The organism is Bradyrhizobium sp. LB14.3 (genome assembly GCF_040547985.1).
Lineage (GTDB): Bacteria > Pseudomonadota > Alphaproteobacteria > Rhizobiales > Xanthobacteraceae > Bradyrhizobium.
Map to the genome: position 1 here is coordinate 605,762 of NZ_JBEPQT010000001.1, position 23,460 is coordinate 629,221.

At 63.5% G+C, this 23,460-nt stretch carries 15 protein-coding genes and 3 pseudogenes; 10 read left to right on the forward strand and 8 right to left on the reverse strand.

The annotated features are described in order from the left end of the window. Positions 1 to 92 precede the first annotated feature (92 nt). Entirely contained in the window at positions 93 to 1,643 is a 1,551-nt protein-coding gene (locus ABIB00_RS02800; RefSeq protein ID WP_354103301.1) for an acyl-CoA synthetase, read from the forward strand. Between the two features lie 86 nt (positions 1,644 to 1,729). Continuing rightward, positions 1,730 to 2,950: an ABC transporter substrate-binding protein gene (locus ABIB00_RS02805; protein ID WP_354103302.1), complete on the forward strand. Its 1,221-nt coding sequence runs from the start codon at positions 1,730 to 1,732 to the stop codon at positions 2,948 to 2,950. A 47-nt stretch (positions 2,951 to 2,997) separates the two neighbouring features. Here ABIB00_RS02805 and ABIB00_RS02810 read toward each other — a convergent pair whose 3' ends face one another. Both ABIB00_RS02810 and ABIB00_RS02815 read right to left on the reverse strand, forming a co-directional pair. Further along, entirely contained in the window at positions 2,998 to 4,512 is a 1,515-nt protein-coding gene (locus ABIB00_RS02810; RefSeq protein ID WP_354103303.1) for a glycosyltransferase family 2 protein, read from the reverse strand. Between the two features lie 50 nt (positions 4,513 to 4,562). Then, the gene (locus tag ABIB00_RS02815; protein WP_354103304.1) at positions 4,563 to 5,333 is read right to left on the reverse strand and encodes a helix-turn-helix transcriptional regulator; all 771 of its coding nucleotides are present in this window, start codon (positions 5,331 to 5,333) and stop codon (positions 4,563 to 4,565) included. Between the two features lie 186 nt (positions 5,334 to 5,519). Between ABIB00_RS02815 and ABIB00_RS02820 the strand changes: the two genes are divergently transcribed. The 5 genes and pseudogenes from ABIB00_RS02820 to ABIB00_RS02840 all read left to right on the forward strand — a co-directional run bounded on the left by ABIB00_RS02820 (position 5,520) and on the right by ABIB00_RS02840 (position 12,292). Further along, complete coding sequence (locus tag ABIB00_RS02820; RefSeq protein ID WP_354103305.1) at positions 5,520 to 7,781, forward strand: marine proteobacterial sortase target protein; 2,262 nt, start codon at positions 5,520 to 5,522, stop codon at positions 7,779 to 7,781. A 198-nt stretch (positions 7,782 to 7,979) separates the two neighbouring features. Then, the gene (locus ABIB00_RS02825; protein ID WP_354103306.1) at positions 7,980 to 8,552 is read left to right on the forward strand and encodes a class GN sortase; all 573 of its coding nucleotides are present in this window, start codon (positions 7,980 to 7,982) and stop codon (positions 8,550 to 8,552) included. Next, a pseudogene (locus ABIB00_RS02830) lies at positions 8,539 to 8,924 on the forward strand (glycosyltransferase family protein); the annotation flags it as partial. The gene ABIB00_RS02825 and the pseudogene ABIB00_RS02830, both read left to right, overlap by 14 nt. 160 nt (positions 8,925 to 9,084) lie before the next feature. Continuing rightward, positions 9,085 to 11,304, forward strand: a complete 2,220-nt coding sequence (locus tag ABIB00_RS02835) for an acetate--CoA ligase family protein (protein WP_354103307.1) — start codon at positions 9,085 to 9,087, stop codon at positions 11,302 to 11,304. Between the two features lie 157 nt (positions 11,305 to 11,461). Beyond that, positions 11,462 to 12,292, forward strand: a complete 831-nt coding sequence (locus ABIB00_RS02840; RefSeq protein WP_354103308.1) for an MlaD family protein — start codon at positions 11,462 to 11,464, stop codon at positions 12,290 to 12,292. A gap of 3 nt (positions 12,293 to 12,295) precedes the next feature. Here the strand turns inward: ABIB00_RS02840 and ABIB00_RS39050 are convergent. After that, positions 12,296 to 15,311 (reverse strand): annotated as a pseudogene (locus tag ABIB00_RS39050) (autotransporter outer membrane beta-barrel domain-containing protein). A gap of 587 nt (positions 15,312 to 15,898) precedes the next feature. Here ABIB00_RS39050 and ABIB00_RS02855 point away from each other — a divergent pair. Further along, positions 15,899 to 16,105: pseudogene (locus ABIB00_RS02855) on the forward strand (response regulator transcription factor); the annotation flags it as partial. Between the two features lie 71 nt (positions 16,106 to 16,176). Here ABIB00_RS02855 and ABIB00_RS02860 read toward each other — a convergent pair. Both ABIB00_RS02860 and ABIB00_RS02865 read right to left on the reverse strand, forming a co-directional pair. Continuing rightward, entirely contained in the window at positions 16,177 to 17,679 is a 1,503-nt protein-coding gene (locus ABIB00_RS02860) for a flavin-containing monooxygenase (RefSeq protein WP_354103309.1), read from the reverse strand. A 124-nt stretch (positions 17,680 to 17,803) separates the two neighbouring features. Continuing rightward, a complete protein-coding gene (locus ABIB00_RS02865; RefSeq protein WP_354103310.1) occupies positions 17,804 to 18,562 on the reverse strand; it encodes a S1 family peptidase in 759 nt (252 codons plus the stop codon). 104 nt (positions 18,563 to 18,666) lie between these two features. Here ABIB00_RS02865 and ABIB00_RS02870 point away from each other — a divergent pair, with 104 nt between their 5' ends. Next, complete coding sequence (locus ABIB00_RS02870) at positions 18,667 to 19,302, forward strand: HAD-IA family hydrolase (protein WP_354103311.1); 636 nt, start codon at positions 18,667 to 18,669, stop codon at positions 19,300 to 19,302. 131 nt (positions 19,303 to 19,433) lie between these two features. On the opposite strand, the gene mtnA is transcribed toward ABIB00_RS02870, so the two are convergent. The 3 genes from mtnA to ABIB00_RS02885 form a co-directional block, all read right to left on the reverse strand. Further along, a complete protein-coding gene (gene mtnA / locus ABIB00_RS02875; RefSeq protein ID WP_354103312.1) occupies positions 19,434 to 20,546 on the reverse strand; it encodes an S-methyl-5-thioribose-1-phosphate isomerase in 1,113 nt (370 codons plus the stop codon). An 18-nt stretch (positions 20,547 to 20,564) separates the two neighbouring features. After that, on the reverse strand, positions 20,565 to 21,440 hold the full coding sequence (locus ABIB00_RS02880) for an S-methyl-5'-thioadenosine phosphorylase (RefSeq protein WP_247442138.1): 876 nt from the start codon (positions 21,438 to 21,440) through the stop codon (positions 20,565 to 20,567). 145 nt (positions 21,441 to 21,585) lie between these two features. Further along, positions 21,586 to 21,858, reverse strand: a complete 273-nt coding sequence (locus ABIB00_RS02885) for a phosphopantetheine-binding protein (protein WP_247351734.1) — start codon at positions 21,856 to 21,858, stop codon at positions 21,586 to 21,588. A 358-nt stretch (positions 21,859 to 22,216) separates the two neighbouring features. Between ABIB00_RS02885 and ABIB00_RS02890 the strand changes: the two genes are divergently transcribed. Beyond that, positions 22,217 to 23,434 carry an acyl-CoA dehydrogenase family protein gene (locus ABIB00_RS02890; RefSeq protein ID WP_354103313.1) on the forward strand — a complete coding sequence of 406 codons (1,218 nt, stop codon included), beginning with the start codon at positions 22,217 to 22,219 and terminating at the stop codon, positions 23,432 to 23,434. Positions 23,435 to 23,460 lie beyond the last annotated feature (26 nt).

Here is a 23,460-nt window from a genome sequence, read left to right on the forward strand (position 1 = left end):
ATGCACAAACTCCGGCTGGCCCTAGGGCCACGCCGGGCATGGTGCAGAGCAATAGGGACGCAGGCGGCACCAGACCGCCGAGGGAGGAATTTTTGGCCGTTCGTTACTACGACTGGATCGTCCATCATGGCCGCCGTACGCCGAACAAGGTTGCGGTGATTGATCTCGCGAGCGAGCGGCGCTTCACCTATGCGCAGCTGGATGCGCGTATTTCTCGTCTCGCTTCATTTTTGCGTCATACGCTGAAGGTCTCGCGCGGCGATCGCGTCGCGGTGTTGGCGCTGAACACGACCGATACGCTGGAGGTGCAGTTTGCCTGCGGCCGGCTCGGCGCGATCTTCGTGCCCCTGAACACCCGCCTCACCGTTCCCGAGCTTCAGTTCATTACCGGCGACTGTGCGCCGAAGGTGATGATCCACGATACCGATCTGGCCGAGACGGCGCTCGCAGTGGCGAGACTGTGCGGCGTCACCAGCAGCCTGCTGCTCGGGCCCGGCGGCTCTTACGAGGCCGGCATCGCGGCGGCAAAGCCGCTCGAGGCAATCGAGGAGGTCACGCTCGATGATGTTTCGACCATCATGTACACGTCGGGCACCACGGGACATCCCAAGGGCGCGACCATCACCCATGGCATGACCTTCTGGAATTGCGTCAATCTCGGCGGCCCTGCCTGCATCGGGCCGTCCTCGGTGCTGCTCACCGTGCTGCCGCTGTTCCACACCGGCGGCCTGAATTGCTACACCAATCCGGTGCTGCATGCCGGCGGTGCCGTGATGATCATGCGCGCCTTCGATCCCGGCACGGCGCTCGGCCTGATCAACGATCCCGCGCGGGGCATCAACGTGTTCTTCGGCGTGCCCGCGATCTACCAGTTCATGGCGCAGCATCCGGCGTTCGCGACCACCGATCTCGGCCGGCTGATCGTCGGCGGTGTCGGCGGCGCTCCGATGCCGGTACCTCTGCTCAAGGTGTGGGAGGCGCGCGGCGTCGCGCTCCAGCAGGGCTACGGCATGACCGAGACCTCGCCGGCCGTGCTCGTGCTCGATCGCGAGGATGCGGCACGGAAGGCCGGCTCCGCCGGCAAGCCGGTGCTGCACACGGAAGTGCGCATCGTGCGTCCTGATGGCAGCGACGCCGATGTCGGCGAACTCGGTGAACTCTGGGTCAAGGGACCGAACATCACGCCCGGCTACTGGAACAAGCCGGAGGCGAACAAAACGTCGTTCACCGACGGATGGCTGCACACGGGCGACGCGACGCGCGTCGATGAAGAAGGCTTCTACTATATCGTCGACCGCTGGAAGGACATGTACATCTCCGGCGGCGAGAACGTCTATCCGGCCGAGGTCGAGAACGTCCTGCATCAGCTCACGGCCATCGCGGAAGCCGCCGTGATCGGCGTGACCGATGCGCAATGGGGCGAGGTCGGCCTCGCCATCGTCGCGGTCAAGCCTGGCCAAAAGCTGACCGAGGCCGATGTATTCGCGCATTGTGCGGCGAATCTGGCGCGTTTCAAATGCCCGCGACAGGTTCACTTCGTCGACGCGCTGCCTCGCAACGCCACCGGAAAGATCCACAAGCCGACGTTGCGCAAGGAGTTTTCGGTGGCCTCGGAGGTCGACAAGAAAGCCGCCAATGCCTGATCAAAGCGCCCTCTCACGGGCGCTTTTCTTTTTCGACGTGCCTGCTCCAACCCAGAAGAAACCCCAAGGGATTTTAAGGAATTTTCATGAACAAGAAACTCTCCCTGCTTGCCGCAACAACAGCGTTGGCGCTACTCACAACCCAAACCGCGTATGCGCAAAAAGCGTACGACACCGGTGTCACCGACACCGAGATCAAGATCGGCAATGTCGAGGCCTATTCCGGCCCGGCTTCCGCCTACGGCGTCATCGGCAAGACTGAGGAAGCCTATTTCAAGATGATCAACGATCAGGGCGGCATCAATGGCCGCAAGATCAACTGGATCTCCTACGATGACGGCTACTCGCCGCCGAAGACCGTTGAGCAGATCCGCAAGCTGATCGAGAGCGACGAGGTCTTCCTAGTGTTCAACGCGCTGGGCACGCCGACCCAGACCGCCGTGCAGAAATATCACAATTCCAAGAAGGTGCCGCAGCTGTTCCTAGCCACAGGCGCCAGCAAGTGGAACGATCCGAAGAGCTTTCCCTGGACCATGGGCTTCCAGCCCAGCTACCGCGTCGAGGCACAGATCTTCGCCAAGTATATTTTGAAGGAGAAGCCGGACGCGAAGGTCGCGATCTTCTATGCCAATGACGATTTCGGCAAAGACTACCTCGCCGGCATCAAGGACGTGTTCGGCGACAAGGCATCGAAAATGATCGTGGCGGAAGAGAGCTACGAGACATCGGAGCCTTCGATCGATGCCCATATCGTCAAGCTCAAGGGCACCGGCGCCGATGTCTTCGTCAACATCGCGACCCCGAAGTTTGCGGCACAGGCGATCAAGAAGATCGCGGAACTGGAGTGGAAGCCGATGCATCTGATGACCGACGTCTCCGTGTCAATCGGCGCGGTGATGAAGCCGGCCGGCCTCGATGCATCCGAAGGAGTATTGTCGGCCGGCTATCTGAAGGACGCGTCGGATCCGCAGTGGAAGGACGATGAGGGCATGAAGAAGTTCATGGTCTTCGTCGACAAATACATGCCCGGTGCAAACATTTCGGACGCTAATCTGGTGTACGCCTATGCCGCGGCCCAGACCATGGTGCAGGTGCTGAAGCAGTCGGGCGACAATCTGACCCGTGAGAACGTGATGAAGCAGGCCGCGAGCCTCAAGGACTTCGTCCCCGACACGCTGATCCCGGGCATCAAGATCAACACCTCGTCCACAGACTTCGCGCCGATCGAGCAGCTCAAGATGTGGCGGTTCAAGAAGGGCCAGTGGGAGCTGTTCGGCGATATCATCAGCGCCGAGACGGGGGGCTAGTTCAGCCTCCCCTGGTACGAAGCTATCGAATAGCGGCCGAAGGGCCGCTATTCTTTTTCGGCGAACGGCGATGCACTTCCAGAGCTTTCGACCTCGAGCACGTCCTGGCCGACATCGATCGCCACGATGGACAGGCCAAGGCGACGCGAATCTCCGACACCCCTGAGCACGGGGCATGACCACGCGAGGGTAGCTATGCCGGTCGGCGGAAAATCGACACTCAGCGTGTAGCTGTCGCTGCCGGTCACGACCGCTTCGGGATCCACTGGGGCTCCGTCGAGATAGAAATGCGTTCCGATCCTGTCCAGCGGCGCACGAAGCGCAGGGCTCCGAAGGCGGACGGTGTTGTGGCCCGGCTCTCCCTTGATCCGCACGGCAGCCTGCGGCTCGCTCCAGCGGAATGTGTGACCGGCGGAAAACTCCTCGGCATGGAATCCGATCTGCGCGAGAACGTGCTGCCCTACGGGTCCGGCGACGGGTCCGGCCTGCCGGCGCATGCGATGAATGCAATCGAGTCTCTGAACTCGTATCAGTGCGGCGATGTAGCGCTTCATCCACCGGCCGATCGCTTCACTGGACCCGACGCGCTTCAGCGCGGTCAAGACCGCGCGCGCGTGTGCGGCCACGAGACGCGCTGCTGTGCGCGCGCCGAGATCGCCGAACAGAGCCGACGCGGCCCAGCGCCAAAAGGCGCGCAGTTTCTCATCGGGCCGCTTCCAGCCCCGTCCCCCGAGGCTGTCGCGCACAAGCGCGTTCAATGCATTGCGGGCGAGCGCGGCATCGGCCTCGCCCTGACTGGTCCATTCGATTGGAACCTCGAGCAGCTCGCTGCCGGGATCGTTGCGCGCCTCGCTGAGATAGCGGATCTCGCCTTGCACGAAATCAAGTGTGAACGTCTTCAGTTCCCCGATCTCACCGATATAGTAGTGGTGGAAGCGCGCCTCCTCGAGATAGCCGATGGCGTACCCCCTCGCATGATACGCGGCGGCGAGCACCCATTCGGCGAAATGGCCGAGCTCCTCGCGCAGGCCACCGCACTCCCGGTAGACGTCGCGTCGCGTTACGAAGCACTGATCCAGCACCTTGCGCCAGGGATGTTGCTTCATGCCGAACTCGATATCGGCCTGGTACATGGCGGCCTCTGCCACGGATAAGCGGTTATGGCAGATCGGGATCGAACGGCAGGAAAAGCCGGCCCAGTCGGGATGAGCATCGATGGCGCGAATGCAGAGTTCGATCACGTCGGGCTCGGGCCGGCAGTGCGATTCCGTGAAGAACAGATAGCTGCCGCGCGCCTTCGTCGCGCCGAATGCGCAGAGCCCGATGTCGTGTTCGGAATCGGTGAATTCGAAACAGGCCTTGCCGCCGGCCAACGCCTTCAACTCATCGAGGGCCGTGAAATCCGGCGGCACGACCAGGATGATCTCGAAGAGTGATTTGTCGGCGGTCTGCGACGTCCAGCCGAGCCAGGACAGCTCCCACTGCCCGCGATGATATTCGAGCGGGATGATGACGGAGAACAGCGGCGATTCACCGCCGTATGGTGCGGGCACGTCCTGCATGCCTTCCTTCATAGACGCTTGCAATGCCATTCCGGACTATTTCTCGCGAACTATACCGACAGGAACAGCGCGAACGATTCTTCCACTGTTCGGCGCAGATGCTTTTGGTACAGTTCATGATTGGCATCGCCGGGCGCGACCCGTCCCAGCGAGGGCTTTGCGAAGTTCCGGAGCGGCACGTAGGCGATCGGCGCTGCGATCGGCGTCAGCTGCGAGCCGGGGTCGGCGCGGAGCGTCGATATGATTCCGTACATCTCACCCGCAACAGTCGGCCGCGACACCGTGATCACGCGATGCTGGCCGTGCTTGATAATGACGAGATAGATGAAGCCGGACTGATGCGGCACCGCGACCTCGCCGGTGTGCTCATAGGCGGCATCGGTCCGCTCACCCTCGCGGAATACCAGTGAAGAGACCTTCGGCTCCCAGGCGATCTCGGTGTGGTAGGCGAAGATTGCGTCCTTGTCGCCGAACGACGGGCGCAGCGTGATGTAGACGTCCTCGATCCAGGTCACCGCGCGATGCGCATAGGAGCCGAGGCTGTCGGGTGCGACATCGCTTGCGGCCGGAGGCGTCACCGCGACGGGGCTCTTGCGCAAGGAGACGCCCAGCGCCTGCTCCAGCCGAACCGTAGTCGCCAGCGTGAACGGCCGCCGACCGCCGAGTACCTTCTCCAACGTCGACAGGCTGAGCTTGGCCTGCTCGGCCAGCGCCTGCCGCGAGATCCGGCGTCTGGCGAGCTCCTCGCGAATGGTCTCCGCAATCTCGCGGCTCTGCTCGTCCGAAAGCTGCTTGTCGGCGAATTTGTCTTGCGTCTGCATCGTGGCCCCGCTCCAGGACGGCCATTCTAGCAGGGCGGACAAACCAGCACAAAACCACACTTGGCTGCCGCAGAGGCGGCCAATGCGGGCCAGCCGCGGCGGAACATTGCCGATCATTCTGCTCGCGAAATCGGGCCGTCCCGGCGGATGCTGAGAACCAGCAAACATGCTCCGGGAGCAGGCCAAATGGACACCTACGACACGACGGACAGCGACGAACACCCTATGCTGGGGCGGCTGATCAAGCTCGGACTGTTTCTTCTGGTGCAGGGCATCGCGGTGGCGCTGGTCGCCTTCGTGGCGCTGCTGGTGAGCTTCGAGCCGGGCTGGTCGGCGACGACGGAGCAGGCCAGCCTGCTCCAGCCCGGCAACGCCAAATCCGGGTCTCTGCTCCTGAAGGAGGACGGCGCCTACTCGGAAGCGATCCGCCTCGGCATCGACGTCGACATCACGGTATCGGGCCCGACGCTGCGCGCTCGCGTCACCCAGGTTTTCCGCAACCCGACCAAGGACTGGGTCGAGGCGACCTATGTCTATCCGCTCCCCACCGGCGGTGCCGTCGATACGCTGAAGATGGTGGTCGGCGACCGCGTCATCATCGGCGACATCAAGGAGCGGCAGCAGGCGCGCGTGATCTATGAAGAGGCGCGCCGCGCCGGCCGGAAGGCCGCGCTCACCGAACAGGAGCGGCCGAACATCTTCACCAACTCGGTCGCCAATATCGGCCCCGGCGAAACCGTGCTGGTGCAGATCGAATATCAGGAGCCGGTGCACCAATCCGGCAACGAATATTCGCTGCGCCTGCCGCTGGTGGTCGGACCACGCTACAATCCGACGCCGATCGTCCAGAGCGTCGACTTCCGCAACGACGGCTCCGGTTGGGGCGCGACGAATTCGGACCCGGTGCCGGACCGCGACCGTATCTCCCCGCCCGTGCTGGATCCCGCCAGGAATGCGCCGGTCAATCCGACCAGCATCAGGGTGCGCCTGAATGCCGGCTTTGCGCTCGGCGAGGTCAAGAGCCCGCACCATAACGTCAAGGTCGCGAATCCGGACGACACGACGCGAATCGTTACGCTTGCCGACGGTGCCGTGCCTGCCGACCGCGATTTCGAACTGACCTGGAAGCCGGCCGCTGTAAAGGCGCCGTCGGTCGGTCTGTTCCGCGAACGCGTCGGCGACGCCGATTATTTACTCGCCTTCGTCACTCCGCCCACCGCCGAGCAGGCAACGCAGAAGCCACTGCCGCGCGAAGTGGTCTTCGTGATCGACAATTCCGGCTCGATGGGCGGCACGTCGATCGTCCAGGCCAAGGCGAGCCTCACCTACGCGCTCTCCCGTCTCCAGCCGACCGACCGTTTCAACGTCATCCGTTTCGACGACACCATGGACGTGCTGTTTCCGGCCTCCGTGCCGGCGGATGCCGCGCGCGTCGGTGAAGCCACCTCGTTCGTCAGCGCGCTGCAGGCGCGTGGCGGCACCGAGATGGTGCCGGCGATGCGGGCCGCACTGACCGACAAGCTCGGCGATACCAGCATGGTTCGCCAAATCGTGTTCTTGACCGACGGCGCGATCGGCAACGAGCAGCAATTGTTCGAAACGATTACGGCGATGCGCGGCCGCTCGCGCGTGTTCATGGTCGGCATCGGGTCCGCGCCCAACACCTATCTGATGACGCGCGCCGCCGAGCTCGGTCGCGGTGCCTTCACTCATATCGGCTCCGTCGAGCAGGTCGAGGAGCGCATGCGCGGCCTGTTCGCCAAGCTCGAGAATCCGGCCGTGACCGGCCTCAGCGCAAAGTTCTCCGAAGCAAAGGCCGACGTCACACCGGCGATCATTCCCGACGTCTATCGCGACGAGCCGCTGGTGCTGGCGGCAAAGCTCGACAAGCTCGCAGGCTCGGTCGAGATTAGGGGCCGCGTCGGCGACCGTCCATGGTCGGTGACGCTGCCACTGCAAAATGCAGCCGAAGGCAAAGGCCTGTCGAAGCTCTGGGCCAAGCGCAAGATCGACGACGCCGAAGTGGCGCGCACCCTGCGCGAGATGACTCCCGAAGACTCCGACAAGGCGATCCTGGCGCTGGCGCTCGACCATCAGATCGTCACGCGGCTCACCAGCCTCGTCGCGGTGGACAAAACGCCGAGCCGTCCCGAAGGCGAGCCGCTCAAGCTCAGCGAATTGCCGATCAACCTGCCGGCCGGCTGGGATTTCGCGAAGGTCTTTGGCGAACGACCGCAGGTCCCGACGCAGCTCCGCGAACGTCACGCCGATGCGCGCAACCAGACGGGCACGAGGCGGCCGACGCCCTCCGCACCGGATGCGATCCGCCTGCCCAAGACCGCAACCTCGGCCGAGTTGACGATGATCGCAGGCCTGATGCTGGTCGTGCTCGCCCTGATCCTGTTCGTGTTCAACCGACGTCAGACCTTGCTCACTGACGTCGCTTGAGAGAGGAGCCCCCCGATCTCCTCTGTTAGCGCGCGCGGCTGCCCGTCCCACACCAACGGCCGCGCGCGCCTTTTTTGAACACGCCGCCTCAACCGAATTCGTCATTGCGAGCGAAGCGAAGCAATCCAGAAATCCCTCCAGGGACGCAGTCCGGATTGCTTCGTCGCTTCACTCATCGCAATGACGGGAAAATTTGCCATGCCTCGCTTCATCTCTCCCCTGGTTCTCGCGCTGATCGGCGTCATCCTGTTCGGCGACGGCGCCTATATCCATGCCAAAGCGTGGCTCGCGCAGGTGCTGCTGGAGCACGCGTTCGACCGGAGCGTTGCGACCGGCGAGGTGGTCAAGCCATGGTCATGGGCCGATACCTGGCCGGTCGCGCGGATCGAGGTGAGGCGGATCGGCGCCAGCGCGATTGTGCTGGAAGGTATCAGCGGCCAGGCGCTTGCTTTTGGGCCCGGCCATATCCGCCAAACGGCTGACGCGGGCGAGCGTGGTGTTGCCGTATATGCAGCGCACCGCGACACTCATTTCCGTTTCCTGCGGAATGTCACCATTGGTGATGTGATCGATGTCACACGCAGTGACGGTAAACGCTTTCGCTATCGCGCGGATTCCTCCGCTGTGGTTCGCTTCGATGCCTCGGGCATCGATCCTGCGGCACGGGATGCCGAACTCGTGCTCGCCACCTGTTGGCCGTTCGACGCCGTCACGTCCGGTCCGGAGCGCTACATCCTTCATGCCACCTTGATCGGAGCTGCCGCCCCATGACGGGCAAGGCGTTGCGATATGCCGAATACATTCCGCAAGAGAAGATGTTCTGGCGCAAACGCGTGTGGGACAGGATCGGGCCCATCGACGAGAGCTTACACTACGCGATGGATTGGGACTTCATCCTGCGGGCGCAAGCCGCGGGATTCAAATTCGTACGCCTGCCGCGCTTTCTCGCCTGCTTCCGAATCCATGATGCACAAAAGACGGCATCCACCTATGCGGTCGGCGTCAGGGAGATGGGCATCCTGCGGCGGCGCGTTCTCGGCTTCGATCCGACACAGATGCAGATCCGGCGCGCCATCGCTCCCTATCTCGCGATAGCAGCTGGCCTCTCACTACGCCTGCAAGCTCGCGATACTGAAATACTGAACGACAACGCGGATCGCGTTCCGAGCGCGTCGATCACCGACGCTTGATGCATCGCTCATTCCATCGCGCGGCATTAACACGCTTACGGTTGCCACTCCGAACAACTCCCCATAGAACAGCGTGACGCGCCGCCAAGAACAACAACAGGTGAGGTCACGCCATGGAAGCCCCGGTGTCTGCTGCGTCCGTTTCTCCGCGCCCGTGGTCTCCACCGCCCGATGCGAACGACATCGTCAAGGGCATCCACGCCATGCTGCACCCGCACAACATCGTGCTGGTGGGCGCGACCGACAAGCCCGGCAACTATGCCGAGCGCATCTGGAACAATCTGGTCAAATACGGCTACGAGGGCGGGCTCTATCCGGTCAACACCAAACGCGACAGCATCTGGGGCGTCCCCTGCTACAAGGACTTTGCCAGCCTCCCGGAAAAGCCCGATCACGTGCTGGTGCTGGTCCCGGCGCGCTTTGCCGTGCAGGTGATCCGCGACGCCGCCGCGGCCGGCGCGCGTTCGGCCACCATCGTCACCTCGGGTTTCAGCGAGTTGCAGGATGAGGGGAGCCAGAAGCTCGCCGCTGAACTGCAAGCGGCCGTGCGCGAGACGGGATTGGCGGTCACCGGCCCGAACTGCCTCGGCAATTTGAGCGCCGGCGAAAAGCTCTTCACCAATATCGACGACCGTATCGTCACCATGGAACAGGGCGCGGTGGCGATTGCCGGACAATCGGGCGCCATCGTCATGGCGATCCGCCAGGCACTGGAAGATCGCGGCGTCGGGGTCGGCTACATGGTGACGACCGGCAACGAGGCCGGGCTCGAGACGCCGGACCTGATGCGTTATTTCGCCGAGGATCCGAGCATCAAGGTGATCGTGGTCTACCTCGAAGGCGTGCGCAACACCAAGGCATTCCGGGACGCCTGCAAGGCGGCGCGCGCCGCGAGCAAACCGGTGATCGCGCTCAAGCTCGGGGCGTCCGAGGGTGGCCGCGCGGCGGCGATGGCGCACACCGGCGCGCTCGCGGGCTCGATCGAGACGTTCGACGCCATCGCAACGCGCGAAGGAGTCATCAGGGTCGGCGGGCTCGACGAGTTGATCGAGACCACGGAATGCTTCGTCCATGCCGCGGTGCCCGAAGGCGACCGGCTTGCCGCAGTGACGCTATCCGGCGGTAAGCGTGGCATGCTGCTCGACGCCTTCTATGCCGCAGGCCTGAATTTTGCGCCGCTAAGTCCGCACGTCGGCTCCGAGCTGGCAAAAATGCTCGGCCCAGGCTCGATCGTCGGCAATCCGCTCGACGCCGGCTTTGCGGCGGTGGTCGATCCCTCCGTCTACATGAAATCGATCGAGCTGATGATCGAAGACCCCGATATCGATATCGTCATCGTCGATGCGGAGCTGCCAAAGGCGCCGCACGAGCTGCGCGAACGCAATCTGCGCATCGTCAACGAAATGGCGAGCCGGGCCGGCAAGCCGGTGATCTATATCAGCGCGATGTCGATCGGCTTCACCGAGTTCACCAAGACCCTGCGCAAATCGCTGCCGCATCTCGCTGTCATGCAGGGCATGGATCGCGCGGTGACCGCGATCAAGTCGCTGCTCGACTACGCCAAGCTTCGCAAGGAAGTGCCCGATATCGTCTCGAGCTCGAAGCCTGCCGCGCGTGCCATGCTGGAGAAGGCGCTGAAATCGGCAACCGGCGCCGCGCTCGACGAGGTCGCTTCCAAGAAGCTCCTGAAGGCCTATGGCATCCCGATCTCGAAGGAGGCAATCGCACAGACGGCAGCCGAGGCCGTGAAGATCGCCAAGCAGATCGGCTTCCCTGTCGTGGCCAAACTCGTCAGCGCCGAGATTCTGCACAAATCAGACATCGGCGGCGTGGTGCTGAATCTCAACAACGCGGCCGAGGTCAAAAAGGCGTTCGCCGACATCACCGCGCGGGTGAACAAGCTGAAGGGCAAACCGAAGCTTGACGGCATTCTGATCGCGCAACAGGTCAAGGCCGATCTCGAGCTCGTGGTCGGGGCCTCGCTCGATGCCGAAATGGGTCCGGTCGTGCTGTTCGGCACCGGCGGCATCGACATCGAGCTGATGAAGGACGTGGCGCTCGCCGGTGCGCCACTGGACGAGGCCGAGGCGCGGCTTCTGATCGGCCGCACCAAGGCCGGCATCAAGATGCGTGGGTATCGCGGCAAGCCGGCCTTGCACGAGGCCTCCGCGGTGAAAGCGCTGGTCGGCCTGTCCAATCTGATCGCGGACGCCGGCGACCGGATCGCCTCGATCGACGTCAATCCGTTCCTGATCAATGCCAAAACAGGCGTCGCCGTCGATGCCCTGATCGTGCTGAACAATGCTGCGGCCAAACGCGCCACCGGGCATTGATGTCGCGTAGGGCGGATTAGCGCAGCGTAATCCGCCAATACTTGCGACAAACGCGAGAGGAAGTGGCGGGTTACGCTTCCCTAACCCGTCCCACTTAGGATTACGGCCGCAGCATCATCCTTCCAACTTCCCCGCTTTGGCCGTAAAATCACCCTGCATGGCACGCGCGAGCAATCTGGTGATCGGAACGGCGACGCTGGCGGTGATCGCCGTGGCGTTCGGCGGCCTGCTTGGCGTGCAGAAATGGCGCACCGCCCAGAGCCGCAGCCAGTTGCGCGTGGTGTTCGAGGGCGGTTCGGCCAGCGGACTGCGCCGCGGCGGGCCGGTCAATTTCGACGGTGTTCCCGCCGGCCAGATCCTGTCGATCAAGCTCGACAATCCCCGCAAGGTCGTGGCGCTCGTGTCGCTCGATAATGCAGCGCCGATCCGCAAGGACACTGTGGCCGGCATCGAGTTCCAAGGCCTTACCGGCGTCGCCGCGGTGTCGCTGATCGGCGGCGCCCCCTCCGCTCCGCCGGTGCCGCTCGACGCCGACGGCATCCCCGTGCTGACCGCCGATCTCAGCGACGCCGAATCCATCGTCAACACCCTGCATAGTGTCGATCGCACCATCGTCAGCAACGCCCCGGCGATCAAGGAGGGCCTGCGCACGTTCGAGAACTACACCGCCGATCTCAGGAGCAAGGGCGGCGAAATCGATTCCGTCATGGCCAAGGTCGACAGCGCTTTCGCGGGCTTCGACAAGGCGGTCACAAAGATCGAGGGCGTAGTGCCCGGCTTCGCCGATGGCAAGGCGGATGAGCTGTTCGAAAAGATACAGGGATTGCACGAGCTCGCCGACACCATGAGAAAGAAATCGGCGAATTTCCTCGAGGACATCCGTCGCTCGCTGCTCGACGTCAGCGAGGCCGCCAACAAGATGAGCGGGACGTCCGCCCCCGCCGCCGCCCCGCGCCCGCCGCGCAAGCCTACGCAGCAGAAGCGGTAAAGCCTACCAGGCGTAGCGAACGACACCTTTGCCGGCGTAGGAGCGGGTGACGTTCGAGAACTCGCCCTCGAAGGTCGCCGACGCAGACCAGCCGTTCATCCAGCTCATCTGCACCGCCGCTGTGGTCAGCGCGGAATCGTGCGCCTGAGCGGCGCCGTTCACCACGAATGCCGATCCCGGCAACGTCTGGAAGACCGCACCGACGGTGCGATCCGGATTGTAGTCATGCGCCCAGGCGACGCGGCCGCGCAGAGTCATCAGGCCGCCGGCCGCGGCGAATGACTTGTCCGCGCGCAGGCCGAGCTCGGTGCGGGTGCTGGTCACGTCGTTGGCGGCATAATTCAGCGCGAAGACGTTGCTGCCGACCACCGCGAACTCTGAATAGCTCGGAAGGCTGAACACGGTGGCCTGGAGCGCCGCATAGGGCGTGAGGCCGATCCACTGCGAGGCATGGCGATAGCCGCCCTCGATACGGCCCGAGAGCGCGTTGGCGTTGAACTGCGCACGCAACTGATCGACACCCGCGGCGGTGACGATGCGGTTGGTCGTGACGTCCTGCCAGCCATAGGCCAGCGCGGCCGTGATATAGGCTGGTCCGGCGGTATGACGCACGAAGACGCCGGCCTGGAACAGATCGGAGCGGCCCCAGCCGAGCCCGTTGACGTTGAAGCCGGTCGCCCCGCCCGCAAGCGGCAAAGCCGGCGATCGTCGACGGCGAGAAGCGGTAGTCGAGGCCGACGGCGGTCCCGTAGACGCTGCTGCTGGTGTTGTTTGAGCCGAGGCCGGCATTGCCGTCGCTGGTCTGCGAGCCACCATAGCCGGCAGCCCACACGTCCCAACGTTGTTCGAAATTCGCCGGCGGCGCCTTGCGATAGATCGAGGCAAGGGCGTCGCGTGCGCTCTTGCCGGTCGCGGCATACGCGTTCGCGCTCGTCTCGTCGGCGAAGGGCGTCGCACCCGGCGTCCCGCTACGCCCCGAGCCAAACACGTCGGTGAGCAGGCCGAGGAACAGGTTCATCGCGCTGAAGGTCGCCTGCTGCGAACCCGTCGCCGGCTCGCCGGAGGCCTGTGTCAGGCCGGCCGGGCCGAGGCCCGCGAATTCCGCTTGCAGAAAGCCGTTCGCGTTGAAGAAATTCTGAAGCGTGGTGGCGACGTTCTTCTGATTGACGTTGAGGGCGTATTTCGCGCCATAGTCCAGTGTGAAATTGAGATAGACAGTGCCGGCAGGATCTACGGTCGTCGTACCAATCAGGCCGCCGGGAGCGGCGACACCGGCAAAGTTATCGGTGGCAGCGCCGGAAAACTGCATGATCTTGTATTGCGGCAAGATGGTGCTGCCAGCGTACAGCGAGACGCCGACGGTGCCATTCAGGCCGGCGTTGCCGAAAACATTGGCAAAGCTGGCGGTGGTTCCGCTACCGACCTGCACGAGGTAGAGCGCGCCAGACTGGAACGCGAGGTCACCGAGAACCGCCATGCTCGAGCCCGGCCCGCCGTCGCCGGGCGCATAGATGCCGCCGGCAGCAATGGTGGTGTTACCGACGATCCCGGCGCCGAACAGTGCGCCGCCCGCCTTCACGGTGGTCAGGCTCGATTGGGAGATGTCACCATCGACTCGCAGGATGCCGCCATTCACCGTCGTGGTACCGGTGTAGGTATTGGTGCCGGAGAGGATCAGCGTTCCGCTGCCTACTTTTTCAAGAGAGCCGGAGCCGATGAAACCGCACCCGCAGGGATCGTAGTCGCCGATGACCCCGTCGACCAGCATCGAGCGATTATTGCTACCGACGGCGAGCGTGTTGCCACCGCCGATATAGTAGGTGCCATTGCCTTCGATCGAACCGGCCGTGATGCGTCCGTCACCATGCGGGCCGAGGCTGATCCCAAAGTCAACGATGCCTGTGCCGGTGGTGATGAAGCGCGCGTTGCCGCCTGTGGAATTGTCGTAGAACTTGGTCGCGCCGCCATCCTTAGTGATGATGGTGGCATTGCCGGCCGTCGACAATGCGCCGAAAGCGGTCTGGCCGTCGACATCGTTTATGATTGTTGCGTTGTCGGCGGTCGCGGTGCTTCCCGGCACGGCGCCGAAGCTCGTGCCGCCAAGGTCCTTGTTCACGATGGTCGCCGAGCCCGCCGAGGCTTGATCGATGAATGCGGTGATGCCGCCACTCTGGTTGGTGATGCTGGCCGAACCTGCATTGGTCCGGCCAAAGAAGCCGATCGAGCCATCATTGGTGATGGTCGCCCGGCCGGCCGTGGCGGTGTCGATTCCGGTCCCGAACGGATCGCCAAAGTACAGCCGGCCGTTGTTGGTGATGATCATAGAGCTGGCGGAGGTCGCGTTGAGGAACATCGTCACGCCAGACAATCCGTTCAGGAGCGACGTGATGCCCGACGTGTCGGCATTGACGACATTGAAGAGACCGTCGTTGACGACGGCACCGATGATGCTCGCGGTGTGGGTCGCGTCGCCAAGCTGCAACGCCGCGCAAGAGCAGATGAAAGTGTCGCCGGCATAGGTGTTGGCGCCGAGCAGCGCCAGGATCCCGGGCCCTTGGACGTTGATCCCGCCGCTACCGGTGATGCGCGAGGCGAGCACGGCCGACGGATCCGCCGTGCCGGTGACATCGTTGGTGAAAATCATGGTGCCGCCCGAGGCCAGCCGGAGGTCGCCGCCCTGGATGGTGTAGACCGAATTGTCGGCGGTGAGGTCGAAACCCACGAGACCAGTGAGCTGGACGCCACTTGGCGCGACCGTCACGGTGCCGGCCGTGGCCGGTGTCGAGACTCCCGAGTAGCCGAATATCGTGCCGGCTGACGCAGGATCGTAGGCGCTGCTGGTCGAACCGAAGGCGTCGCTCCAATTCGTGATGGTCGTGTCCCACACCCCGCCGCCGCCGTTGATGGCACCGTTCGGAGTGGTCTGCGATCCGTTGAAGACCTGCTGCGCGCCGGCGGGGTGCATCGACAAGCAGAGGCCGAACAGAACCGCAACGACGGACGACCCGGCAGCACCCATGCGCAGCCGGTTCTGTCCGCCCGACTGCGATCGAAACTCCACCTCAGCGCCCTCGTTAGCGGCGCCTCAGCCGCGCCGCCGGCAAACTAAGCGACTAGTTCCCTCCATCAAACTACGGAATCCGCGGAATAGCTGTCCGAGGTACAATTTGGGTTGATTCAGCAGATGATGTTGCAACCGCGCCACGGTTTTGCACCATAAATTCGCATTCCACACGCGTGGTCCTGCGTCAGAATGTCTACGCGCGTGTACGGCCGTTCACATTGATGGTTGGCAGCCCAGAGCGACGTTCGTCGCCAGCCATGACGTCTTCAACTTCAATCGGCATAGAGGCGCGGAGATGGTATCTCCGCGTCCCTGCCACACCACCCGGCATGCGGGTCCGCACCGGGCGGTTCGATGGGCTTAGGTCAACTGGCAAGTTTGGGGACTCCCAGCCGTTTGAAGTGGTTGTTCGGCAGCGCGGTTTGCACACCTGCGCGAGGCTTCGTCCGGCACTGCGCCGGGTCAGCTCGCGCACGCGCTGTTTCATGCGCGCGATGGCCTATGGCGCCAATGGTGACGTCGAGATAGTGCTGCTTGCCGGCACCAGCGAGCTCGGCCTCACCACCCGCGAAGGCGAGGTGCTGGCCTGGCTCAGCAAAGGCAAAACCAACCGCGACATCGCGCAGATTCTGGGCTTGAGCCCGCGCACGGTCGACAAGCATCTGAAGCAGATCTACGCCAAGCTCGGCGTGGAGAACCGCACCGCCGCGGCGGCGATTGCGACCAATGCGACGCGGCGGAATTCGTAGTCTTGCTACGAATGAGGTGAGACGTTGCTAGTCGAATAAATGGCGTCGTCCGCCGCTAGCACAAGCTATCCTCACCCATACACAAACGCCGCGTCATCCAGATCCGTCTTCGGGATTTCGTCCTTCTCGGTCCAGTAGTCCTGGCTGTGCTGCCATTCCGGCTTGTCGCCGCGCTTCGGCAGCAGGTCCATGTTGCGCATCATGTAGCCCGGGTTGAAGTTTTCCGGATCGATCCAGGGCAGGATCGGCATGTTGTGGTCCTCAGGGCGCAAGCTCACCTCGACCTTCTTCGCGCCCTTCCCCTTCATGTGTCCGAGCAGGCGACAGACGAAGTCGGCGACGAGATCGACGCGCAGCGTCCAACTGGCGCGGAAATAGCCGAACACCCAAACCAGGTTCGGCACGCCCGTAAACATCATGCCGCGATAGGTCACGGTGTCGCCGAAGGCAAGCGGCTTGCCGTCGATCTCGAAGGCAATGTCGCCGAGCGCTGCGAGATGGAAGCCGGTCGCGGTGACGATGATGTCCGCTTCCAGCACTTTGCCCGATTTGAGCTGGATGCCGTTCTCGACGAAGCACTCGATCTCGTCGGTGACGACGGACGCCTTGCCGCTGGCGATGCCCTTGAACAGATCGGCATCGGGCACGAAGGCGATGCGCTGCCGCCACGGCCGGTAGCTCGGCGTGAAATGTGTGTCGACATCGTAGTCCGGACCGAGCACCGCGCTGATCTGGCCGATCAGCTCCTGCTTCACCTGCTCTGGTTTTGACAGGCAAAGCTTGGTGAACGCGTCCTGCTCGAACAGGATTTTGCGCCGGACGATCTCGTGGATCCATTCCTCGTCGACCTGAAGCCTGCGCAGCTCCTCCGCAATCTCGATTGCGTTGCGGCCGAGACGAAAATAGGTCGGCGACCGCTGCAGCATGGTGACATGCGCGCATTTGTCCGCGATATTCGGAACCAGCGTTGCGGCCGTCGCTCCCGAGCCGATCACGACGACCTTCTTGTTCGTGAGGTCGATATCTTCAGGCCAGGTCTGCGGATGAACGATGCGGCCCTTGAAGCGGTCCGTGCCCTTCCATTCCGGCGTGTAGCCTTCCGAATGGCGGTAATAGCCCTGGCACATCCAGAGGAAGTTCGCCGTGAAAGTTTTCGATTCGCCGGTGTCGGTCGTCACCGCCTCGATGGTCCAGAGATTCTGCTCGCTCGACCAGCTCGCCGAAATGATCTTGTGCTTATAGCGGATGTGGCGGGCGATATCGTTGTCGTCGATCACCTCGTTCATGTAGGTGAGGATTTCCTCGGCGGTTGCGATGGGCGGTCCGACCCAGGGCTTGAAGCTATAACCGAAGGTGTGGAGATCGCTGTCCGAGCGGATGCCGGGATAGCGATGCGTGGTCCAGGTGCCGCCGAACGTCGCCTGCGTTTCCAGGATGACGAAGCTCGCGCCCGGAAGCTGCTTTGTCATGTGATAGGCGCTGCCGATGCCAGAGATGCCGGCGCCGACGATCAGCACATCGAAATGTTCAGAAGCTTGTTTGGTCGTGGCGTGACTGCGAACAGCGACATTCATTGTTGCTACTTGCCTTGCTTGTTTTTGTGGCCGCCCTTGACCAGACGGCGCGTTTCCTCCGCGACGGGCGTGGTCGCCCATCGCGCTTCCGCTTTAAAATGACATAGATCAAATCGCGGTCAAATCACAGCGCCGCACCCCAGCCCCGCGCGGTCTGCAATATCCAGTCGCGATAGAGCGTGAGCGGCGTGACCCCGGTCAATCCGCCGCAGCCGGCGGCGCCGTTCGGCCCGGTGGACCAACTGATGACGCCGACAAGCACAGGCCCGTTCGGCTTGTCCTCGAACACCGGGCCGCCGGAATCGCCGGTGCAGGCGCCAATTCCGTCGCGAACACCGTTAGTTACCGGATCGACCAGCCGGATCTGGAGCGTGCCGGGCTGCCCTGTGGCAACGAGACCGGCGACACGCGTCACACCGCCACTCTTGCCATCGCCGCGCACGGTGACGCCGATGCCGGCGACGACGAAGCGGCTGCCGACCTGGATCGGAATAGTCGGCGCGCCGACCGGCACCGTCGATTTTCCCTTGAGTGGAATTTCCAGTTGCAGCAATGCCACGTCCGCGGTGGCGCGGTGCGCCTGCATCGCCTGCATGTTGAAGTTCGGATGGATCGCAACGGTGCGCACATTCAGTAATTGCGGCTGACCGTCGGCACCGCGATCGACAATCTTGTAGTCCGCGCCGGACTGCACGCAGTGGGCGACCGTCAGCACCAGCTTTGGCGCGATCAGGCTGCCCGTGCAGAAATTACCGCGCGAGCCGACGATGGTGACGACTGCGCGCGCGGCACCATCGGTCTGCGGCGTGCCGCCACCCACGATGGCATAAGCGGGCGTGGCGAGCAGCAGAGCGGCTGTGATGAGGGTTGCAAGCTTCTTCATGGGAACACGCTTTGGCGTCGGTGAATGCGGAGGATCGCTTCGGACTGGTCCTTGCCGATAGCGCATGCTAGCGCTCTTGGAAAGGAATTGACGAGGGCAGGGCAGTGACGATCGAGGCTGTGATCTTTGATTTTGGCGGTGTGCTGACGAGTTCGCCATTCGAAGCGTTCGCGCGGTACGAGGCGGAACGCGGCCTGCCCATCGACATCATCCGGCGGACCAACGCCGCCAATCATCTGGAAAACGCCTGGGCCAAGTTCGAGCGCGCCGAAGTCGATATCGACACATTCGACAAGCTGTTCGCGACGGAGTCACTGGCGCTCGGCGCGGAAGTGCGCGGGCGTGACGTGCTGCCGCTGCTGCAGGGCGATCTGCGCCCCGAGATGGTCGAGGCGCTGAAGCGCATCAAGGCGCAATTCAAGACCGGCTGCATTACCAACAATCTGCCGGCCAATGCGATCGGCAGCATGACCGGGCGCTCACTCTATGTCGCCGAGGTGATGGTGCTGTTCAACCATGTCATCGAGTCCGCCAAGATCGGCCTGCGCAAGCCCGACCCGCGCATTTATCAGCTGATGGTCGAGACGCTGAAGGTTGATCCGAACAACTGCGTCTATCTCGACGATCTCGGCGTCAATCTGAAGCCCGCGCGCGAGATGGGCATGACCACGATCAAGGTCACCAGCGGCGCCCAGGCGATCGCCGAACTGGAAGCCGCGACGGGATTAAGGCTGAGCTAGCGACGCTTACAAACCCTCATCCTGAGGAGCGCGCCCTTGCGCGCGTCTCGAAGGATGAAGGCTCCGCTCGTGCCCCTCGCCCTTCGAGACGCCACGCAAGAGCGGCTCCTCAGGGTGAGGGATTACACATCCTAATCAGCCGCCGCCGCAGCGATCCGCTCCGGAAACGCCGCGGCGAGCGACGCACGATCCGGCTTCAGCACGCCCCGCTCGGTGATGAGGCCGGTGACGAGCCGCGCCGGGGTCACGTCGAACGCGTAGTTCGCGACCGGCGAGCCCTCCGGCACGATCCGCACCGTCTCCAGCCGTCCATCCGCGGTGCGGCCGGTCATGTCGGTGACCTCCGTGCCGCTGCGCTGCTCGATCGGGATGTCGCGGATGCCGTCATCAACCGCGAAATCGATCGTCGGCGATGGCAGCGCGACATAGAACGGCACGTTATTGTCGTGCGCGGCGAGCGCCTTCAGATAAGTGCCGATCTTGTTGCAGACATCGCCATTGGCGGCAACGCGATCGGTGCCCACGATGGCGAGATCGACCATGCCATGCTGCATCAGATGCCCGCCGGTGTTGTCGGCAATCACCGTATGCGGCACGCCGTGATGGCCGAGCTCCCAGGCCGTGAGCGAGGCACCCTGGTTGCGCGGGCGCGTCTCGTCGACCCAGACATGGACCTTGATGCCGCGCTCATGCGCCAGATAGATCGGCGCTGTTGCCGTGCCCCAGTCGACGGTGGCAAGCCAGCCGGCATTGCAATGCGTCAGCAAATTGACGGTCTCGCCCGGCTTCTTCCTTGCGACGATCGCCTCGATGAGTTTCAGGCCATTGAGGGCGATGCCCCGGTTGATCTCGACGTCCTGCTCGACGATCTCGTCGGCGCGCGCATAGGCGGCCTCCGCGCGTTCGAGCGGATCAACCGGCGCGAGCGTCGCGCGCATCTCGTCCAGCGCCCATTTCAGATTGATCGCGGTCGGCCGCGCCATCACGAGCGTATCGTAAGCGCGCTGCAGACCGGCGTCCGAGGCACCCTCGCGCATCGCGAGCGCCATGCCGTAAGCTGCGGTCGCGCCGATCAGCGGCGCACCGCGCACCAGCATGTCGCGGATGGCGAGGGCCGCGTCCTCGCAAGAGACCAGCTTTGCAACGATGAACTCATGTGGCAGCCGGCGCTGGTCTATCGCGCCGACCGACCAGCCGTCGCGCTCACGCCAGATGCTGCGGAAATGCTTGCCGTCGACCTTCATGGCATTCTGCCTTTCGTATCACGCGCGCAGGATGCGGCCGGCCACCGCATCGAGCTTCTTCAAAAGTTCGGGATCGCGCGCCTCGGGCGCGGTGATGAGCGCGGCGTCGAGCGCACGGTCCGAACCGATCGGACACGGCTCATGCTCGCGCGGGAAATCCTTGGCCAGCCGCGCCACCAGCGCCTTCGCCTTGTCGGCGTTCGAGCTGAGCACGCGGATGATGTCCTGCACGGTGACGGCGTCATGATCGGGATGCCAGCAGTCGAAATCCGTCACCATCGCGACGGTGGCGTAGCAAAGCTCGGCCTCTCGCGCGAGTTTCGCTTCTGGCATATTGGTCATGCCGATCACGGAATAGCCCAGTGTCTTGTAGGTCATGCTTTCCGCATAGGTGGAGAATTGCGGTCCCTCCATGCAGACATAGGTGCCGCCGCGCGCAAACGCGATGCCCTCGGCTTCAGCGGCCACGGCAAGATGAATACGCAAGCGCGGCGAGACCGGGTGCGCCATCGACACATGCGCGACGCAGCCCCGGCCGAAGAACGAGCTCTCGCGCTTGTGGGTGCGATCAACGAACTGGTCGACGAGAACAAAGGTGCCGGGCGGCAGTTCCTCCCTGAATGAGCCGCAGGCCGACAGCGAGATCAGGTCGGTGACGCCGGCGCGCTTCAGGACGTCGATATTGGCGCGATAGTTGATGTCGGAAGGCGACAGCCGGTGGCCTTTGTCATGGCGCGGCAGGAACACGATCGGCAGGCCGGCCATGGAGCCGCGCCGCAAGGACGCCGACGGCTCACCCCAGGGGCTCTTGATCACCTCTTCGCGAGCGTCCTCGAGTCCCGGCAGATCGTAGATGCCGGAACCTCCTATGATGCCCAGTACCGCCTGCGTCATGCCTGCTCCACCCCGTTCGCGCCATCGCGATCCCGTGGAGAAGCTATGCCAGTTTTGCGACGCTTTTGGAACGGGGGTGGTGGGCGGGATGTCGATGCTGTGAGGAGCGACGCCGCATATTCCGTGTCGCCCCCGGAGGGGCTGACTAGGCCGCGGTCGCCGGCTGCAGCTGGGTCGCGACCATTCGCTCCAGCGTCTCGATGGACTGGAAGTTCTCCGGTGTGATCTCGGACTGGGGAATCGTGAAGTCGAACTCGGCTTCGACGCCGAGCATCAGATTGACCATGTCCATCGAGGTCAGGCCGACGTCGACGAGCTTGGCCTGCGGCGTGACGTCAGCGGCAAGCGAATTCTGTGCGAGAATGCCCTTCACCAGCTTGATGACGCGATTGCGCAATTCGGTATCGAAGCCTTGCATCGGCAAATTCCCATCTGTCTGTTAAAGGTCGGACCGGTTGCCGGCTACGATGGGCACGGCGGGCCGATCCCGCAATGGACGCCACCATTACTTCGCGTTTCTTAGTAAACGATGACTCAGATTGTCTGGAATTCTGTCCTCTTACAGATCCCTAACGCGATCGCGGAAATCCGGGCGGTGCAAACAACCCGACCTTAACTGCTTGTTCGGAATTGGACTTTGTTTACCCTCTATTTCATCGACGAATTTGAATTAAATCCGTAGCCTCATCTCATAAGCAAAGATGGTCGGAGGATCGCTCAAGCGGCATCGCGAATGATGCCGGCGATCCCGAACGGCAAACCGGAGGCGGACGAGTATGAACGTGCGTGAAGCAGTCCTCACTGTCGACGAGACGCAGACGAGCTATCTCGAGCAGGGTCCTTCCCTCGTCGAGCGCGCCGCCCGGACCGCCACCGCGGCGGCAGCCGACGCAGACGGGGTCGATCGCGACGCCCGCTTCCCCCACAAGGCTTTCGAGGTCGCGCGCGAGCAGAAGCTGCTCGGCGTCATGATCCCGGTCGAGTTCGGCGGCTTCGGCGCCTCGATCCACGACGTCACCGATATCTGCTACGCGCTCGGACGCGCCTGCGCCTCCACGGCGATGGTCTACGCGATGCACACGACAAAGGTCGCCTGCGTCGTCAGGCACGGTCACGGCATTCCCTGGATGGAAACCATGATGCGCCGGGTCGCGCGCGACCAGTGGCTGCTGGCCTCCTCCACCACCGAAGGGCAGAACGGCGGCAATATCCGCGCCAGCGCGGCTGCGGTCGACCACGCCGGCGATACCGTCTCGCTCGTGCGAGACGCCACCGTGATCTCCTACGGCGCCGAGGCCGACGGCCTCGTCACCATCGCCCGCCGCGCCACCAATGCTTCTGCGTCCGACCAGGTGCTGCTGGCGCTCGCCCGGGACGATTATTCGCTGAAGCGGACGCTGGGCTGGGAAACGCTCGGCATGCGCGGCACCTGTTCGACCGGTTTCGAGTTGAAGGTCGACTGCCCCGCCGACCGCGTCTTCCCGGAATCCTATGACAAGATCCACGCCCAGACCATGACGCCGTTCGCGCATCTGTGCTGGTCCTCGGCCTGGGCTGGTATCGCTGCAGCCGCAGTTACCCGTGCGCAGGCCTTTGTCCGCAAGGCGGCCCGCACCTCGGGTGGTCAGATGCCGCCGGCGGCCGCGCATTTCACCGCCGCCAAGATGTCGCTCGCCAAGCTGCGTGCACTGATATCAGCCAATATCGACACCTTCGCCCGTGCCGAACACGACGAACGCGCGCTCGGCTCGCTCGACTTCCAGTCTTCGATCACGCTTCTGAAGGTGCAGGCCTCGGAGCTCGCGGTCGAGACCGTGATGCATGCGATGCGCACCGCAGGCCTTTCCGGTTACCGCAACGACGGTGAGTTCACCATGGGCCGTCACCTGCGCGACGTGCTGTCGTCGCCAATTATGATCAACAACGACCGCATTCTGGCCAATGCCGCGACATCGACCCTGATGAGCGGCGTGCCGACCAGCCTTCATGACTGACGTGCCTCTTCGTGCCTGACGTGCCT